Origin of the sequence: Streptomyces fractus (assembly GCF_049844455.1) — a bacterium.
Classification (GTDB): domain Bacteria; phylum Actinomycetota; class Actinomycetes; order Streptomycetales; family Streptomycetaceae; genus Streptomyces; species Streptomyces fractus.
Genome location: NZ_JBMYHI010000002.1, coordinates 3,315,265 through 3,331,594, shown reverse-complemented (window position 1 = coordinate 3,331,594; position 16,330 = coordinate 3,315,265). Strand labels below are relative to the sequence as shown.

Here is a 16,330-nt window from a genome sequence, read left to right as displayed (position 1 = left end):
ATGGCCTACAGACCTTCACGCCGGATGAGGAGGACCGTCCTCGGAGCGGGTGGCGTCGCCCTCCTCGTCGGCCTGAACGCCCCGGCCGCCTGGACCTTCGCCTCCGAACGGTACGAGGACTGGAAGATCGCCCAGCCCGGCTACAAGGCCAAGTACGGCTCCTGGTCGCAGGTCGACATCCCGCAGGAGTACCGCACCAACGCGATCCACGCCGCGCTCCTGCACACCGGCAAGGTGCTCATCGTCGCGGGCTCGGGCAACGAGCAGAGGAAATTCGACGCGGGCACCTTCGACACCGTCCTGTGGGACCCGAAGGCGAACACCTTCAAGAAGATCCCCACCCCCGCCGACTTCTTCTGCGGCGGCCACGCCCAACTCCCCGGCGGGCGCCTCCTGGTGGCCGGCGGAACCGCCCGCTACGAGCGGCTCGACGGCGAGGTCGAGAAGGCCGGCGGCGGCATGCGCGTCAAGAACGAGAGCCCCGACAAGGCGGTGCACCTGAAGAAGGGGACGACGTTCCGCTCCCCGTCCGGCACCGAGTACGTCTCGAAGTTCGACGTGACCGTGCCGAAGGCGAAGCGCACCTTCGACAAGAAGCGCAACGCGGCCGGCGTCATGCAGCCATGGAAGACCAGGGTCAAGGCGAGCGAGGCCCGCGTCTTCGTCGAGGCCGCCCAGAAGGGCAAGCAGTACGTCACCGACGACAACGCCCAGTACGAGATCGAGGGCCTGCGGGGCAAGGACGCCGACAACACGTACGGCCTCTCCGAGAAGATCACCATGGAGAAGCAGGACTTCCAGGGGATCAAGGAGGCGTACGAGTTCGATCCCGTCGCCGAGCGGTACGTGCCGGTCGACCCGATGGAGAAGGCCCGCTGGTATCCGACACTGGTCGGCCTGGACGACGGCAAGGTGCTCGCGGTCTCCGGGCTCGACGACGTCGGCATGATCGACCCCGGCGACAACGAGATCTACGACCCGAAGACCAAGAAGTGGTCGATGGGCCCGAAGCGCTACTTCCCGACGTACCCGGCGCTCTTCCTCACCAAGGGCGGCAAACTCTTCTACCCGGCCTCGAACGCCGGTTACGGCCCCGCCACCAAGGGGCGCGTCCCCGGCCTGTGGGACCTGAAGACCAACAAGTTCGAGAAGGTCCCGGGCCTCACCGACATGGACCAGACGGAGACCTCGTCCTCGCTGCTGCTGCCGCCCGCGCAGGACCAGCGGGTCATGATCCTCGGCGGCGGAGGTGTCGGCGAGTCCAAGAAGGCGACGTCCCGCACGGCGGTCGTGGACCTGAAGAAGGAGAACCCCTCCTTCCGGACCGGTCCCCAACTCCCGCAGGGCACCCGCTACTTGAACTCCGTCATCATGCCGGACGACTCCGTCTTCACGACGAACGGCTCCAAGGACTACCGCGGCCGCAGCGCCAGCAACATCTTCAAGGCGCAGTTCTACGACCCCGAGCAGAACGCCTTCCAGGAGGCCGCCTCCCCGAAGGTCGGCCGCAACTACCACTCCGAGGCGCTGCTGCTGCCCGACGGTCGGGTCGCCAGCTTCGGCTCCGACCCGCTCTACGACAACCAGCAGAACACCAAGCTCGGCCACTTCGAGCAGCGCATGGAGATCTACACGCCGCCCGCGCTGCACCGGGGCGGCGACCAGCGGCCCGTCCTCGGCGCGGGTCCGGAGACCCTCCCGGCGAGCGGCAAGGCCACGTTCCGTACGAAGCAGGCCGACGGCATCGTCAAGGCCCGCCTCATGCGGCCGTCCGCCGTGACCCACACGACGGACGTGGAGCAGCGCTCGATCGCCCTCGATCTGAAGAAGTCCAAGGGCGCGGTGACGGTGGAGGTCCCCAAGGACAGGGCGCTGGTCCCTCCGGGCTGGTACATGGTGTTCGTGTCGGACGCGGACGGGGTCTCGTCCGAGGCGAAGTGGATCCAGGTGACCTAGGCAAATCCAGCCCCGCCGGCGATTGAGGCGCGGGGTCCGGGGCAGAGCCCCGAGACCGCAACCCCGGCGGGGTTCAGCGCTTGGTGTTCCGGGCAAGCCCCAACGCGTAATCCGCCCACCACGTCCCCGCGGCCGGCCCCCCGCGACACGTGCCGTCCGATTCGCCGGGGCGCTTGATCCACAGGTTCGCGTCGTTCAGGGCGTCCCCCGTGCGCGTGGTCGGGGCGGAGCCGAGCGCGCGGCCCGGCGGGTTGCACCACGCGTCGCCCTGGCCGTCCCCGTAGGGGCCCGCGCCGTTGCGGCTCGTGTCGACGACGAAGTGTGCGCCGCCGAGCAGCCCGGACAGCCGGCGTCCGTACCGCGAACTGTCCTCGTCCGTCTGGAAGTTGGACACGTTCAGCGAGAACCCGTCCGCCTTCCCGATCCCGGCCCGCCGCAGCGGCTCCACCAGTTTGCCCGCGTCGGGGATCCAGGCCGGGTTCCCGGCGTCGACGTACACCTTGGTGTTCGGCTGGCGCTTGAGGCGGTCGATCGCCGACGACATCAGCGCGTACCGCTCGTCCTCGTACCGCTTCGGGGTGCAGCCGCTGACGATGTGTCCGATCGCGTCCGGTTCGAGGACGACGACGGCCTTCGCCTTTCCGATGCCGGAGGCGAACGCGTCGATCCACTGGTGGTAGAAGTTCGCGCTGTGCGCCCCGCCCGCCGAGTGCTGGCCGCAGTCGCGGTGCGGGATGTTGTACGCGACCAGGACCAGCGTCTTGCCCGCCTTCCCGGCCTGTGCGGCGGCCTCGGAGACCGGCGGGCGCGGATAGTCGCCCGGCGCCCACATCGCCTGCGGGTGCAGGGCGATGCGCTCGATCAGGGCGGCGTCGGCGCCGCGGCCCTCCCGCTTCCACGTCGCGACCTGGTTCGAGGCGTCGGAGTCCGGGTCGACCCAGAACGGCGAGGAGTCGGTGGCGGAGCCGGACGGGGCGGTCCGCCGCGCGGCCTCGGCGGCGGAGTCGCGGCCGCCGCCGCTGCTGCCCGCGCCGCCGCCACCGCCGCCGTCCGAGCAGCCGATGACGAAGCCGGCCAGGAGGAGCGCGGCGGTGCCGAGCGCGAGGGTGCGGGTGGGTGGACGGGCGGGCGTGTGGCTGGGTGGGACGGGCATCCTGCCCCCTGGTTCGGAGCGCGTACAGGGCGTACGAAGACGTGCGAAGGCTTACCTGGGTGCGTGAAGGCCCAGAAAGCGTATATACCGGGCAATCGTTACACGGGGTTGTCGTTTCGCCGTGGATGAAGCGCCGCGTCAGGCGCCCTGATCACCCGTCACGAGCGCGCTGCCGAGGGGCGTCTGCGCGTACAGCACCTGGTGGCCGTGGCGCCGCGACGACAGCAGCCCCGCCGCGCGCAGCACCGCCAGATGCGCGGACACGGACGACGGCGCGCGGCCGAGCCGGTGCGCGAGCGCGCTGGTCGAGGCGGGATCGGTGAGCGCGCACAGCACGTCGGCGCGGCCCCGGCCGAGCAGGTTCGCCAGGGCGTCGGGGGCTCTCGCGGCGGGCGCGGACCACAGGGCGCCGACGCCGCGGGCCGGGTACGCGACGGTGGGCTGCCAGGGCGGGTCGAAGCCGCTGACCACATCCGGCCAGCAGAAGACGCTGGGCAGCAGCACCAGGCCCCGGCCTTCGAGGTCCCGGCTGTGCTCGATCGCGCGGGCGGTGAGGGTGAGGGTGCCGGGCTCCCAGCCGACCTGTGGATGCAGTTCCCGGAGCAGTCCTTCGAGGCCGACCTCGGCGAGGCGACGCGAGTGGTGCGCCACGTCCGCTTCGAGAAGCGCCCGCAGCCGGGGCCACTCGGGCTCGACCAGGACCTGCCAGGCCCGCTCCACGAGGTCGGCCAACTCCCTTACGGCGCGCGCCGGTTCGTTGAGCAGGGTGCGCCCGAGCGGGGTTTCGGCGGCGCCCGGCGTGCACGCCAGCGACTGGGTGATGCCGCGCAGCGCCTCGTCGGGACCGGTCGCGCGCAACGCGGCGATCTCCTCGTCGAAGGTGGCGGCGGGGCCGATCGGGGGCGGGCCGAGGAAGTCCGGGCTGTGCCCGCGACGCGGCATCAGCAGCCACACCGGCGTCAGGTCGAGCCCCCGCGCGGCGTCCCGGATCCGGCGCAGCCACGGCAGGTGATACCCGTGCCGGTCCGGCCGCTTGAGCGTACGGATCGCCTCCTGCGTCTCCCAGAGCGGCGAGATCGCGAACCGGCACCGCGACAGATCCTCCTGGCCGAACCGGAGATGCAACGGCACCCCGCCCCTCCTCCCCGAACATTCGTCCCCGGCCGAAACACTACGATCGCCCCCGCGCGGACGTCAGGGTGCAGCCATGACCATCGACAAGCCCCAGGAGACATCCGGCGGTGTGGGCCGCGAACGGGCCGGGTACGCGAGGCTCTTCCGGATCGCCGAGTTCCGTGTCGTGTTCATCGCGCACGCCGCCTCCCTCTTCGGTGTCGTCGTCGCGGAGATCTCGCTGAGCGTCCTCGTGTACGGGCTGACCGGGTCGCCGCTGCTCAGCGCGCTCACCTTCACGCTCGGGTTCCTGCCGTACCTCGTCGGCGGGACGCTGCTGTCCGGGATCGCCGACCGGTTCCCCGCGCGGCGGGTGCTCGTGGGCTGCGACCTCGTGTGCGCCGGGTGCGCGGCGCTGATGGCGCTGCCGGTCACCTCGGTCGGCGGGCTGCTCGCGCTGCGCTGCGTCATCGCGCTCGTGTCACCGGTGTTCAACGGGACCCGCATGGCCACGCTCACCGATGTGCTCGGCGACGGCGACCTGTTCGTGCTCGGCCGCTCGCTGCTGCGCATCGTGTCGCAGAGCGCGCTCCTCGTCGGCTTCGGTCTCGGCGGCGTACTCCTCACTGTCGTGTCCCCGCGCGGCGCGCTCACCATCACCGTCGTCACCTTCCTCTGCTCGGCCACCCTGCTGCGCCTGGGCACGAAGGCCCGTCCCGCGCGGGAACGGGAAGGGGAACAGGAAGGGGAAGGGGGAGAGGAACAGGAAGGGGCCAAGGGCGGAGCCCTGTTGCGGTACTCGCTGGCCGGTGCCCGGCAGCTCCTTGGCCACCGCCGCCTCCGCGCGCTGCTGCTCCTGCTCTGGGTGCCGCCCATGTTCGTCATCGCCCCGGAGGCGCTCGCGGCGGCGTACGCGGACGAGATCGGGGCGGGCGCGGCGGCCGTCGGGTTCCTGATGTGCTCGATGGCCGTCGGCACCGTCGCGAGCGAACTCGCCGCGGGCTCGCTGCTCTCGCCGTCGGCCCGGTCGCGGATCGCGCTGCCGCTCGCGTCCGTGACCCTGCTGCCCCTCATCGGCTACGCGGTCACGCCCGGGCTCCCGTGGGCGGTCGTGATCCTGCTGCTCGCCGGGGCCGGATCCGCGTACACGCTCGGGCTCGACCGCTGGTTCGTGGACGCCGTGCCGGAGGAGCTGCGCGGCCGGGCCATGACGCTGCACAACGCGGGCCTGATGACCATCCAGGGCGTCGGGACCGCGCTCGCCGGGGCGGCCGCCGAAGTCCTCGACGTGTCCACCGTGGTGGCGGGCGCGGGGGTCGTGGGCGGGCTGTGCTGCGCGGCGCTCGCCCTGGAAGTACGGGCCTCCGCGCGCGCCGAGGGCCCAAAGGCCGAGACGGGGCTGACCGCGATATGACCGCCCGGTAAGGTCGGATGCGTGCCGAAGCCCCTCTCTCTCGCCTTCGATCCGATCGCCCGCGCCGACGAACTCTGGAAGCAGCGGTGGGGATCCGTGCCCTCCATGGGCGCCATCACCTCGATCATGCGCGCGCACCAGATCCTGCTCGCCGAGGTCGACGCGGTCGTCAAGCCGTACGGGCTCACGTTCGCGCGCTACGAGGCGCTCGTCCTGCTCACCTTCTCCAAGGCGGGCGAGCTGCCCATGTCGAAGATCGGCGAGCGGCTCATGGTGCACCCCACGTCAGTGACGAACACGGTCGACCGGCTCGTGAAGTCCGGCCTCGTCGACAAGCGGCCCAACCCCAACGACGGCCGCGGCACGCTCGCCACCATCACGGACAAGGGCCGCGAGGCCGTCGACGCGGCCACCCGCGACCTCATGGCGATGGACTTCGGCCTCGGCGTGTACGACGCGGAGGAGTGCGGCGAGATCTTCGCGATGCTGCGCCCCCTGCGGGTGGCGGCGAAGGATTTCGACGACGAGTGAGACGGGCCACCCGGCCCGCCCGAAGATCGCGCAAAACGGGCGGTTACCCTCGACCCATGAAGAAGAGCGTGCTGACCCGCTACCGCACCATGGCCTACGTCACCGGTGTGCTCCTGGTCCTCCTGTGTCTCGGCATGATCGCCAAGTACGTGTTCGGCATGGACGGCGCCGCGGACTTCACGCGCGTCATCGCCATCGCCCACGGCTGGCTGTACGTCGTGTACCTGGTCTTCGCCTTCGACCTCGGCTCCAAGGCGAAGTGGCCGGTCGGCAAGCAGCTGTGGGTGCTGATCGCCGGCACGATCCCGACGGCCGCGTTCTTCGTGGAGCGCAAGATCTCCGCCGAGCTCGAGGGCAAGGTCGCGGGCAGCACCTCGAAGCTCGCCAAGGCCTGACCCCGGCCCGGCACCGGACCTCGCGCGCGTCCCTCCGCGGAGTGGACGCGCGCGTTTTCTGTGACCAGGAGCGTCCGTTCGTACGCTCGGCTCGATGACGTGCCACTTCGCCGTCTCCACAGGCACGTACGGCCCCGAGGAGCACCCGCATGACCGCCACCGCGTCCCCCGCGTCGAGGACCTTGAGGACCACCCGCTGGTGAAGGCCGCGCGCCGGCTCGCGGACGATGTCCTCGCGCCCGCCGCCGAGGCCCACGACCGCACCGGGGTCACCCCGGAGGCGATCGCCGCGGTCAAGGCCTCGGGGGTGCTCGGCGTGAACGCGCCCGTCGCGTACGGGGGTTCGGGGGCGTCGGCCGCCGTGGGGCGGGAGGTCGCGGAGATCCTGGCGGGCGCGTGCTGCTCGACGTTCTTCGTGCAGGTCCAGCACCACACGCCGGTACGCACCCTCGCCACGGGCGACGCGGAGGCCCGCGAGCGGTGGCTGCGGCCACTGGCCGAGGGCACGGCGCTCGCCGGCATCGCCTTCTCGCACCTGCGGGCGTTCCCGAAGCTGCCGGTGCGGGCGACGCCGCTCGCGGGCGGCGGGGTGCGCTTCGACGGGCGGGTGCCCTGGTACACGGGCTGGGGCCTCAATGACGTGTTCCTGCTCGGTGGCGCGACCGAGGACGGCGAGGTCGTCTTCGCGGTGGCGCGGCCGCGCGAGCAGCCGGGCCTCACCCCCACGGCCCCGCTCGCACTCGCCGCGCTCACGGGCACCCGCACCGTCGGCCTGGCCTTGGACGGCCTCACGGTGCCCGAGGAGGACATCGTCGTACGGCAGCCGTACGAGGAGTGGGCGCGCGCCGACCGGCCCAAGAACACCAACACCAACCCGGCGGTCTTCGGTGTCGCGCGCGCCGCCCTCGGCCTGCTCGACGCGGCCGGGGACGCGGAGGCCAAGGAGACGGCGGGCGTGCTGCGCGCTCGCCTCGACGGCGCGCGCCGGGACGCGTACGCGCTGGTCGACGAGGTTCCGGCGGGGGAGCGGCTCGCGGACCGGCTCGCGGTGAAGACGCGCGCGTACGACCTGATGCGGGCGGCGACGACGGCCGCGGTCGTGGCCGGGGGCGGACGCGCTTTCAGCCTGTCTGCACCGGCCCAGCGACTGGCCCGCGAGGGCCTGTTCCTGGTGGTGCAGGGGCAGACGGCGGACGTCCGTGCGGCGCATCTGGCGGCGCTGCGGGCCTGAGCGCGTCGCGGTTCGTGGCGATCGGCCGCCGTGGACCATCGACATTTAGTAGGACGTCCAAGTAAATTTGAAGCATGGACGCTGACGCGATCGAGGAAGGCCGCCGACGCTGGCAGGCCCGCTACGACAAGGCCCGCAAGCGCGACGCGGACTTCACCACACTCTCCGGGGACCAGGTCGACCCCGCCTACGGGCCGCGACCCGGCGACACGTACGAGGGCTTCGAGCGGATCGGATGGCCGGGCGAGTACCCGTTCACCCGCGGCCTGTACCCGACCGGGTACCGGGGGCGCACGTGGACGATCCGCCAGTTCGCCGGGTTCGGCAACGCCGAGCAGACCAACGAGCGCTACAAGATGATCCTCCGCAACGGCGGCGGCGGGCTCTCGGTCGCCTTCGACATGCCTACGTTGATGGGGCGGGACTCCGACGACCCGCGCTCGCTCGGCGAGGTCGGGCACTGCGGTGTCGCGATCGACTCGGCGGCCGACATGGAGGTCCTGTTCCAGGGCATCCCGCTGGGCGACGTCACGACATCGATGACGATCAGCGGCCCCGCCGTGCCCGTCTTCTGCATGTACCTGGTGGCCGCCGAGCGGCAGGGCGTCGACCCGTCCGTGCTCAACGGCACGCTCCAGACCGACATCTTCAAGGAGTACATCGCGCAGAAGGAGTGGCTCTTCCAGCCCGAGCCGCATCTGCGCCTGATCGGCGACCTGATGGAGCACTGCGCGTCGGCCATCCCGGCGTACAAGCCGCTCTCGGTCTCCGGCTATCACATCCGCGAGGCCGGCTCGACGGCCGCGCAGGAGCTGGCGTACACGCTCGCCGACGGGTTCGGGTACGTGGAACTGGGGCTTTCGCGCGGCCTCGACGTGGACGTCTTCGCCCCGGGCCTGTCCTTCTTCTTCGACGCGCACGTGGACTTCTTCGAGGAGATCGCCAAGTTCCGCGCCGCGCGTCGCATCTGGGCCCGCTGGATGCGCGACGTGTACGGGGCGAAGAGCGAGAAGGCGCAGTGGCTGCGCTTCCATACGCAGACCGCGGGCGTCTCGCTGACGGCGCAGCAGCCGTACAACAACGTCGTGCGGACGGCGGTCGAGGCGCTCGCGGCCGTGCTCGGCGGCACCAACTCCCTGCACACGAACGCCCTCGACGAGACCCTCGCGCTGCCGAGCGAGCAGGCCGCCGAGATCGCGCTGCGCACGCAGCAGGTGCTGATGGAGGAGACCGGCGTCGGCAACGTCGCGGACCCGCTGGGCGGTTCCTGGTACGTCGAGCAGCTCACGGACCGGATCGAGGCCGACGCCGAGAAGATCTTCGAGCAGATCAGGGAGCGCGGGCTGCGGGCGCACCCGGACGGGCAGCACCCGATCGGGCCGATCACGTCCGGGATCCTGCGCGGGATCGAGGACGGCTGGTTCACCGGGGAGATCGCCGAGTCGGCGTTCCGCTACCAGCAGTCCCTGGAGAAGGGCGAGAAGCGTGTGGTCGGCGTCAATGTGGCGGAAGGTTCCGTCACCGGCGACCTGGAGATCCTGCGGGTCAGCCACGAGGTCGAGCGGGACCAGGTGCGGGTGCTGGGCGAGCGCAGGTCGGGCCGGGACGACGCGGCGGTACGGGTGGCTCTCGACCGGATGGTGGGGGCGGCGCGGGACGGTTCGAACATGATCGCCCCGATGCTCGACGCGGCCCGCGCGGAGGCGACCCTCGGCGAAATCTGCGGAGCGCTCCGCGAAGAATGGGGCACCTACACGGAACCTCCGGGCTTCTGAGGGCACCCCCGAGCCCTTCAAGCGCCTGGGGAGGGTGAGCATTTCAAGCCCCTGCGGCGATTGAGCAGCGGGGTCCGGGGCGGAGCCCCGATCTTTTGAGGCACGGGTGGCCGGGAGTGACAGGTGTCACCCAGTGATCTTGGGGTAGGCGCGGACACGCCAAGTGTCCGCGACCACCCAGGAGCCACCCGTGCCACTGCCCGCGCTCAACCGCACCACGACCACCGTCGGCGCCGCCGCCCTCGCCCTCCTCGGAGGCATCGCCATCGGCGGCGCGGGCGCGGTGAGCGCGAGCCCGCCCGCCGAGCCGAAGGTGCAGAACAGCTTCGACTCGCTCGGCGCGGACGTGCGTGCCACCGACCTGTCCTCCGGCCGCACCGCGCACTACACGGACTCGGGCCCGGCCGACGGCACCCCCGTGCTCTACATCGGCGGCACCGGGACCAGCGCCCGCGCCGTCCACATGACCGACTTCATGCGCACCACCAGGGAGAACCTGGGCCTTCGCATGATCACGGTCGAGCGCAACGGGTTCGGCGACACCGATTACGACCCGAAGCTCGGCAAGGCCGACTACGCCAAGGACGCCCTCGAGGTCCTCGACAAGCTCGGCGTGAAGAAGTTCAAGGTGATCGCGATATCCGGCGGCGGCCCGTACGCCGCCGAGATCGCAGCGAAGGCCCCCGAGCGGATCAGCGCCCTGCACCTCGGCGCGGCCCTGCCGCCGTACGGCGAGAAGCCCGCGTTCTGCTCCCTGACGGACGACCAGATGGCCGCCGCCGTCAAGGACGAGATCAAGGACCCGCGCAAGTGGTGGGCCTTCCCCGACGACAGCCCGGTCAAGTCCATCCCCGGCTTCGCCGACACCGCGTACGAGGAGGGGGCGCGGACCTACAACCAGCGCGGCCAGCAGGCCGATCCGGCGCCGCAGGTGCACGAGCAGCGGCTGTACTGCGACCGCCCGGGCCCGGACCTGTCGAAGCTGAAGGCGCCGGTGTTCCTGTACCACGGCGACAAGGACACGACCGTGCCCGCGAGCACGCTCAAGGCCTGGCGCGACAACCTTCCGGACACGGCGCCCGTGAAGACCCGTACGTACGCCGACACCGGGCACGACGTCCAGTACCGCCACTGGGACCAGATCCTGGTCGACCTGGCCGGCCGCTCCGACCGCACGGTGGTCTGCCACGACAAGCGGACGCGCGCGCTGCCGGCCGGCGAGGCGGACGCCCTGGTCGCCAAGAAGCGTGCCACGCTGGGCAGCTGCGCCTGGAACGACTAGGCGGCACCAGCATCCGTAACCAGCACTAATCGGTGGCGGCGGCCGCGAGTCCTCCCAGGAGGAGGGCCGTGAACCGCCGCACCCACTCCGCGTCGGCCGGCTCCGCGCTCACCAGGGTGCGGTGCACGACCGCCCCCGCCGCCACGTCGTAGATCAGATCCGCCGTGGCCGCGGCGGCGGCCGGGTCGGGGGCCGACGGGAGTTCGCCGCGGCGCTCGGCGCGCGCCCGCCCCTCCAGTACGAGCCGCTTCTGGCGGTCGACGATCGACGTGCGGATCCGGTCCCGCAGCGGGGCGTCGCGGGTGGACTCGGCGACCACGGCCATCAGCGCCGTCTTCGCCTCCGGCCGGTCCAGGATCGCCGCGAACTGCCGCACCACACCCTCCACATCGGCGGCGAGCGAGCCCCGGTCGGGCAGTTCGAGCTCGTCGAAGAGGACCGCGACCGCGTCCACGACGAGCTCGCTCTTGCCCGGCCAGCGCCGGTACAGCGTCGTCTTCGCGACGCCCGCGCGCGTGGCCACGTCGCCGAGCGTCAGCTTCGACCAGCCGAGCTCCACGAGCGCCGCCCTGGTCGCCTCCAGAATCGCCTCATCCGCCGCGGCGGAACGCGGACGCCCCGTCCGGACGTTGGAGGGGTGGGACGGACGGGAAGGACGGGAGGAGGGAGACGGCGTGCGGCTCTGCATGGTCGTCGACCATACCGGCGGGTAGGGCCTCTCTGACGGATCAGGCTGGATCCGGGCGGCGTCCACGGGCGGTTCCGGTGAGCGGGGGCTGGTGCGTGCAGCTGCAAGGCGGAGGAGGGCGTCAACGCGGAGCGTTGGCAACCGACGACAACGCCGCAGATGGGCGTGCCAGCCCCTGCGGCTCCAGCAAGATCCGTCAGAGAGGCCCTGAAGCTGAAAGATCGCGTGAGGCAGATCACGGGGTGAGCGCCGGGCCCCTGTTCCCGCGTCCCGCTCATGGCAGTTACGCTACGAGGCGTAGCGAAAGCTCGATCTCGTACGAGTGCCTCGGATCTGCACCCCGGGGCGGCCCGGACGAGCGGCAACCACAAGGCGCCGGGTGGGGACCCGGTGCCGAAAGCACACCAGGCCGAGTCCGCTCCGTGCCTCCAGATGCATCTCGCATTCCGGCGGGAGGCGCACGGGGCAGGACCCGGCCCACAACCGTCCGCGGAAGGGGGAGACTGTACGCATGCAGCCACGGAACATGTCCATGAGCGGAGTCGTCGATCTCGCCGCGGTGAAGGCGGCCCAGGAGGCCAAGGCGAAGGCGGAGCAGACTCGCGCCGAGCAGGCCCGGCAGGGTGGCGGCGGCGCCGTGCCGCCGTCGAGCCTGGTCATCGACGTCAGTGAGGCCGACTTCGAGAGCGCCGTACTGCAGCGCTCCGCCGAAGTGCCCGTCGTCATTGACTTCTGGGCCGAGTGGTGCGAGCCCTGCAAGCAGCTGAGCCCGCTCCTGGAGCGGCTCGCCGCCGAGTACAGCGGCCGCTTCGTGCTCGCCAAGATCGACGTAGACGCCAACCAGATGCTGATGCAGCAGTTCGGGGTCCAGGGGATCCCGGCTGTCTTCGCCGTTGTCGCGGGCCAGGCCCTCCCGCTCTTCCAGGGCGCCGCCCCCGAGTCCCAGATCCGGGGCACGCTCGACCAGTTGATCCAGGTCGCCGAGGAGCGCTTCGGGCTCACCGGCATCGCGGTCGACCCGGGAGCGGAGGGCGAGGCACCGGTCGTGGAGGAGGCCCCCGCGGGCCCGTACGACGCCCTCCTCGAAGCGGCCGTGCAGGCCCTGGACGCCGGCGACCTCGACGGCGCCGTGCAGGCCTACAAGAACGTCCTGTCCGACGACCCGGGCAACTCCGAGGCCAAGCTCGGCCTCGGCCAGGCCCAGCTCCTCCAGCGCGTACAGGGGCTCGACCCGCAGCAGGTCCGCAAGGACGCCGCGGAGAAGCCCGCCGATGTGCAGGCGCAGATCGCGGCGGCCGATCTGGATCTGGTGGGCGGTCATGTCGAGGACGCCTTCGGGCGCCTCGTCGAGACGGTGGGGCGCACGGCGGGCGAGGACAGGGACGCGGCGCGTGTGCGACTGCTCGAACTGTTCGAGGTCGTGGGCTCCGACGATCCGCGCGTGACGACCGCGCGTACGGCTCTGGCCCGAGTTCTCTTCTGAGTCGTCAGTGACCAGTTGTTAAACACTGCGGCTTGTGATGCCGGAGTGAAAATTCTGTTGTCGGAGGCGCACAGCGGCCGCGTTTTACCAAAACTTGGTAATCGCGGCCGCTGTTACTTGGAGTAAGTCGGACTCGATCTTCTGTCCGGTTCCGTCCCGTATTCAACCTGTTTAACAACTCCCTTGACGGCACCCTCAGTTGTTGTTCGGTACCGCTCCGTCGGTGTTCGGTTATCCGTCCGTTACCCACCAGTAACGAACCCCCTTGTGTCCGCGCCTCGAATGCACCACGATCGGGCACGCTCGGTCCTCTCCCCACCGCCCGACAGCCAATCGCGCGGCGGGGTTTTTGGGTCCCCACCGAGTAGGTCGACGGCGAACCAGCGGGAGCGTCGGCGGTCTTGGACAGGGGGGTCTCAGCCGTCCGGCTGGGCCTGTCCGGCAGGTTGCGCGTGATGGCTCAGGTGCGACCAGTGGTTGTCGCTCGGGGGTGATCGCCGGTGATCAGGGTGCGGAATCAAACCAGCACTCCGGACGCCGTCGCTCTCCTTCCCGAGGACGTAGCACTTCTCCCATCCCTGCCCGGTAGAGCCGCTGCACGTGGCAGCCAGGGCCGGAGATGTACGTCCGAGAAGGAGGAACAGTCATGAATTCCATGATTCGTGGCGGAACCAGATGGAAGCGGTTCGCCGTAGTCATGGTGCCGAGCGTCGCGGCGACTGCCGCGATAGGTGTCGCCCTGTCCCAGGGTGCGCTTGCGGCATCGTTCAGTGTGTCGGGTCAGTCGTTCAAGGTGGCGGCCGACTCTCTCGACGGCCAGGGCTTCGTCCAGTACGGAGCGGTCGACTCGGGCAAGACGGGTAACCATCCGGTCGCCGTGGTCGGCATCAAGTCGGCCCAGATCACCGGTATGTGCCAGTCCGTGGTTGTCCCGGTCCCGGTCTTCGGCGATGTGTCGATGAACCTGACGGCCGGCGCCAAGGGCGGCCCTCGTGTCGAGGCGAAGAACTTCTACATCGACGCCGATGACATGAAGACCGACGCGACCTTCAACAACATCGACATCGGTGTGGCCGCGGGTGACTCCAAGAAGGGCCCGGGTGTCCACCAGGGCGACAAGACCGACCCGAACTCGTTCGCGCAGCAGGCCGACTCGGTGCACTTCGAGAACGTCCAGCAGCGTGCATGGGCCACCACGGCCGGCACTCTCAAGCTCTCCGGCCTGCACATGAAGGTCTCGAAGGGCAAGCACGAGTGCTACTAGGCCCGCAGGGCCCGACCACGGGCCGGGGTCTTGGTACTTGATGTGCTGAACGGCCGGGCGCGGGGGCACTCGCAGTGACAGGGTCGTCCCCGTGCCCGTATCCGGACAGCCACCATCACCACAGAACAACGCCTTTCCCGAGGAGCTGTACGACATGAGCGCCGAAGCGCACGCAGGACTGGGCCCCAAGCTTGGTCAGATGCGCCAATCGTTCCGAGGGTGGCGCGGTCAGCGCCCGTTCTGGGGCGGTCTGCTGTCAATCCTCGGCGGCCTCCCGATCATGTACTTCCCGTACGCGAACCTCGCGGTCGGCAACATGACGATCAAGATGGCGACCACGGCAGGTGCCGGTTCGCTGATCATCGGTGTTCTGCTGGTCGTGCTCGGCCTGACGCTGTGGTTCCAACCGCACTCCCGTGTGTTCGCGGGCGTCGCGGCGATTCTTCTCGCCCTGGTCTCCCTCGTGGTGTCGAACTTCGGCGGCTTTGTCATCGGTTTCCTGCTCTCTCTCGTCGGTGGCGCCCTCGGTATCGCCTGGGCCCCGGCGGAAGCGCAGCAGGACGACTCGGCCAAGAAGGGCGGTGACCACGCCACGTCCCCCGACGCGGCGCCGGTCGTGCCGCCGGTCGCGGGAGCCACCTATCAGGTCGCGGGCGTAAACGACGACGTGTCAGGGACGAGCCCGAACAACGGGACGAACGGGAGGCACCGTGCCGGCTGACGAGGTGCAGTACGAGGGCTCCGCACCGGAGTCCCGTGCGAGAACCGGGCCGCGGCATGCGGCGCGGCGGCATGCGGCACCAAAGAAGCATCTCTTCACCAAGATGCACATGCCCGCGGGCAAGGCGGTGGCGATCGCGGCCATGCCCACGGCCGTGCTCATGGGACTTGGTATGACGCCGACGCTCGCGTCGGCGAAGGACAACCCGACGAAGTTCTCGGTGGACGACTACAAGGCGTGCGCCGACGCCGTCGAGTCGAACAGGGACGGCGGGTCCGACGAGGCCAAGGACAAGGCCAAGGAGTCGGCGAAGCCGACCCCGTCGCCCTCCGCCTCCGCGTCCAAGGACAGCGCCGAGGACAAGAAGAAGGAGAAGGCGACCCCGACTCCTTCGCCGTCCGCCTCCGCGTCCAAGGACTCCGCCGGCTCCGACGACAAGGACGCGGCCACGCCGTCGCCCTCCGCGTCGGAGACCAAGAACCCCTTGGACCCGCTGGGTGTCGGCGACGCCCTGAAGAAGCTGACGTCCGGGGACAAGGAGTCGGAGAGCGCGACTCCTTCGCCGTCGGCGTCGCAGTCCTCGGGCGGGCTGCTCGGTGGCACCACCGACAAGGTGGGCGACACGGTCAAGGACACGACCGGGTCGGTCAAGGACACCACGGACAAGCTCGGCGACACGGTCAAGGACACCACCGACAAGGTCAAGGACACGACCGACAAGGTGGGGGAAGCGGCCAAGGACGCGACCAAGAACGTGGGCAACCCGCAGGGCTCCGGCGATGTGCCGGACAACTGCCCCGCGGCCACGGACGCGTCGGGCGCCGACGAGGACACCCCGTCCCAGCTGCCGGACAAGACCTGGAAGCTGGAGGCCAGTTCGCTCCTGCTCAAGGGGGCGGACTACAAGGGCCTGGTGGACGTCCGCATGGCCGACGGGTCGACCAAGCGCGTCATGAAGTACGTCATCTCCAAGGGCACGGACATCGGTGATCTGCACCAGATCGCTCCGGGCCCGAACGGGAAGTTCTTCCACATCCGTTCGGACAAGGGCTCCACGTCCACCATCCGCGACGGGAAGACGACGATGTACACGGAGGAGCTCTCGGGCAATCTGCTCGGGCTCATCCCGCTGACGTTCAACGCCAAGAACCCGCCGCCGGTCAACCTGCCGACCCTGTTCTTCACGAACGTCAAGGTCACGCAGGCCGCGCAGTTCGGCGGGAACCTGCACGTGCCCGGTCTGCGCACCACGGTCGAGGACAGCTGACCGTAGCCTCAAGGCCCGTTCGGGAGCCGCACACGACAAAGGGCGCCCCCCCTCAAG

The 16,330-nt window shown here is 70.4% G+C and carries 14 protein-coding genes; 11 read left to right on the top strand and 3 right to left on the bottom strand.

The window, feature by feature from the left end:
- Nucleotides 1–1,956, top strand: coding sequence for a radical copper oxidase GlxA (glxA, locus tag ACP4E5_RS16765; protein WP_425829467.1), 1,956 nt, complete (start codon nt 1–3; stop codon nt 1,954–1,956).
- A gap of 73 nt (nt 1,957–2,029) precedes the next feature.
- On the opposite strand, the gene ACP4E5_RS16760 is transcribed toward glxA, so the two are convergent.
- On the bottom strand, nt 2,030–3,109 hold the full coding sequence (locus tag ACP4E5_RS16760; protein WP_425829465.1) for a glycoside hydrolase family 6 protein: 1,080 nt from the start codon (nt 3,107–3,109) through the stop codon (nt 2,030–2,032).
- Nucleotides 3,110–3,247: 138 nt separating this feature from the next.
- Nucleotides 3,248–4,240, bottom strand: coding sequence for an ArsR/SmtB family transcription factor (locus tag ACP4E5_RS16755; protein ID WP_425829463.1), 993 nt, complete (start codon nt 4,238–4,240; stop codon nt 3,248–3,250).
- Nucleotides 4,241–4,316: 76 nt separating this feature from the next.
- Between ACP4E5_RS16755 and ACP4E5_RS16750 the strand changes: the two genes are divergently transcribed.
- From ACP4E5_RS16750 to ACP4E5_RS16725, 6 genes are all read left to right on the top strand, one after another.
- Nucleotides 4,317–5,636 (top strand): MFS transporter, encoded by a 1,320-nt coding sequence (locus ACP4E5_RS16750; RefSeq protein ID WP_425829461.1) that lies wholly within the window; start codon nt 4,317–4,319, stop codon nt 5,634–5,636.
- Between the two features lie 21 nt (nt 5,637–5,657).
- On the top strand, nt 5,658–6,167 hold the full coding sequence (locus ACP4E5_RS16745; RefSeq protein WP_425829459.1) for a MarR family winged helix-turn-helix transcriptional regulator: 510 nt from the start codon (nt 5,658–5,660) through the stop codon (nt 6,165–6,167).
- Between the two features lie 56 nt (nt 6,168–6,223).
- A complete protein-coding gene (locus ACP4E5_RS16740) occupies nt 6,224–6,562 on the top strand; it encodes a DUF3817 domain-containing protein (protein WP_425829457.1) in 339 nt (112 codons plus the stop codon).
- Between the two features lie 94 nt (nt 6,563–6,656).
- On the top strand, nt 6,657–7,793 hold the full coding sequence (locus tag ACP4E5_RS16735) for an acyl-CoA dehydrogenase family protein (RefSeq protein ID WP_425829455.1): 1,137 nt from the start codon (nt 6,657–6,659) through the stop codon (nt 7,791–7,793).
- A 74-nt stretch (nt 7,794–7,867) separates the two neighbouring features.
- Nucleotides 7,868–9,568: a coenzyme B12-dependent isobutyryl-CoA mutase large subunit gene (gene icmA, locus ACP4E5_RS16730; protein WP_425829453.1), complete on the top strand. Its 1,701-nt coding sequence runs from the start codon at nt 7,868–7,870 to the stop codon at nt 9,566–9,568.
- Nucleotides 9,569–9,758: 190 nt separating this feature from the next.
- The gene (locus ACP4E5_RS16725) at nt 9,759–10,850 is read left to right on the top strand and encodes an alpha/beta fold hydrolase (protein ID WP_425829451.1); all 1,092 of its coding nucleotides are present in this window, start codon (nt 9,759–9,761) and stop codon (nt 10,848–10,850) included.
- A gap of 25 nt (nt 10,851–10,875) precedes the next feature.
- On the opposite strand, the gene ACP4E5_RS16720 is transcribed toward ACP4E5_RS16725, so the two are convergent.
- Nucleotides 10,876–11,538, bottom strand: coding sequence for a TetR/AcrR family transcriptional regulator (locus tag ACP4E5_RS16720; protein WP_425829449.1), 663 nt, complete (start codon nt 11,536–11,538; stop codon nt 10,876–10,878).
- 511 nt (nt 11,539–12,049) lie between these two features.
- Here ACP4E5_RS16720 and ACP4E5_RS16715 point away from each other — a divergent pair.
- From ACP4E5_RS16715 to ACP4E5_RS16700, 4 genes are all read left to right on the top strand, one after another.
- Nucleotides 12,050–13,021, top strand: coding sequence for a tetratricopeptide repeat protein (locus ACP4E5_RS16715; protein WP_425829447.1), 972 nt, complete (start codon nt 12,050–12,052; stop codon nt 13,019–13,021).
- A 646-nt stretch (nt 13,022–13,667) separates the two neighbouring features.
- Nucleotides 13,668–14,285, top strand: a complete 618-nt coding sequence (locus tag ACP4E5_RS16710) for a DUF6230 family protein (RefSeq protein WP_425829445.1) — start codon at nt 13,668–13,670, stop codon at nt 14,283–14,285.
- 154 nt (nt 14,286–14,439) lie between these two features.
- Nucleotides 14,440–15,006 (top strand): DUF6114 domain-containing protein, encoded by a 567-nt coding sequence (locus ACP4E5_RS16705; protein ID WP_425829443.1) that lies wholly within the window; start codon nt 14,440–14,442, stop codon nt 15,004–15,006.
- A complete protein-coding gene (locus ACP4E5_RS16700) occupies nt 14,996–16,273 on the top strand; it encodes a hypothetical protein (protein ID WP_425829441.1) in 1,278 nt (425 codons plus the stop codon). Before ACP4E5_RS16705 ends, ACP4E5_RS16700 begins: the two co-directional genes overlap by 11 nt.
- Nucleotides 16,274–16,330 lie beyond the last annotated feature (57 nt).

Coding starts and splice junctions, on each gene's coding strand:
- ACP4E5_RS16715 (WP_425829447.1), top strand. CDS start 12,050: ATGCAGCCACGGAACATGTCCATGAGCGGAGTCGTCGATCTCGCCGCG.
- ACP4E5_RS16720 (WP_425829449.1), bottom strand. CDS start 11,538: ATGCAGAGCCGCACGCCGTCTCCCTCCTCCCGTCCTTCCCGTCCGTCC.
- ACP4E5_RS16710 (WP_425829445.1), top strand. CDS start 13,668: ATGAATTCCATGATTCGTGGCGGAACCAGATGGAAGCGGTTCGCCGTA.
- ACP4E5_RS16735 (WP_425829455.1), top strand. CDS start 6,657: ATGACGTGCCACTTCGCCGTCTCCACAGGCACGTACGGCCCCGAGGAG.
- ACP4E5_RS16705 (WP_425829443.1), top strand. CDS start 14,440: ATGAGCGCCGAAGCGCACGCAGGACTGGGCCCCAAGCTTGGTCAGATG.
- icmA (WP_425829453.1), top strand. CDS start 7,868: ATGGACGCTGACGCGATCGAGGAAGGCCGCCGACGCTGGCAGGCCCGC.
- ACP4E5_RS16740 (WP_425829457.1), top strand. CDS start 6,224: ATGAAGAAGAGCGTGCTGACCCGCTACCGCACCATGGCCTACGTCACC.
- ACP4E5_RS16750 (WP_425829461.1), top strand. CDS start 4,317: ATGACCATCGACAAGCCCCAGGAGACATCCGGCGGTGTGGGCCGCGAA.
- ACP4E5_RS16760 (WP_425829465.1), bottom strand. CDS start 3,109: ATGCCCGTCCCACCCAGCCACACGCCCGCCCGTCCACCCACCCGCACC.
- glxA (WP_425829467.1), top strand. CDS start 1: ATGGCCTACAGACCTTCACGCCGGATGAGGAGGACCGTCCTCGGAGCG.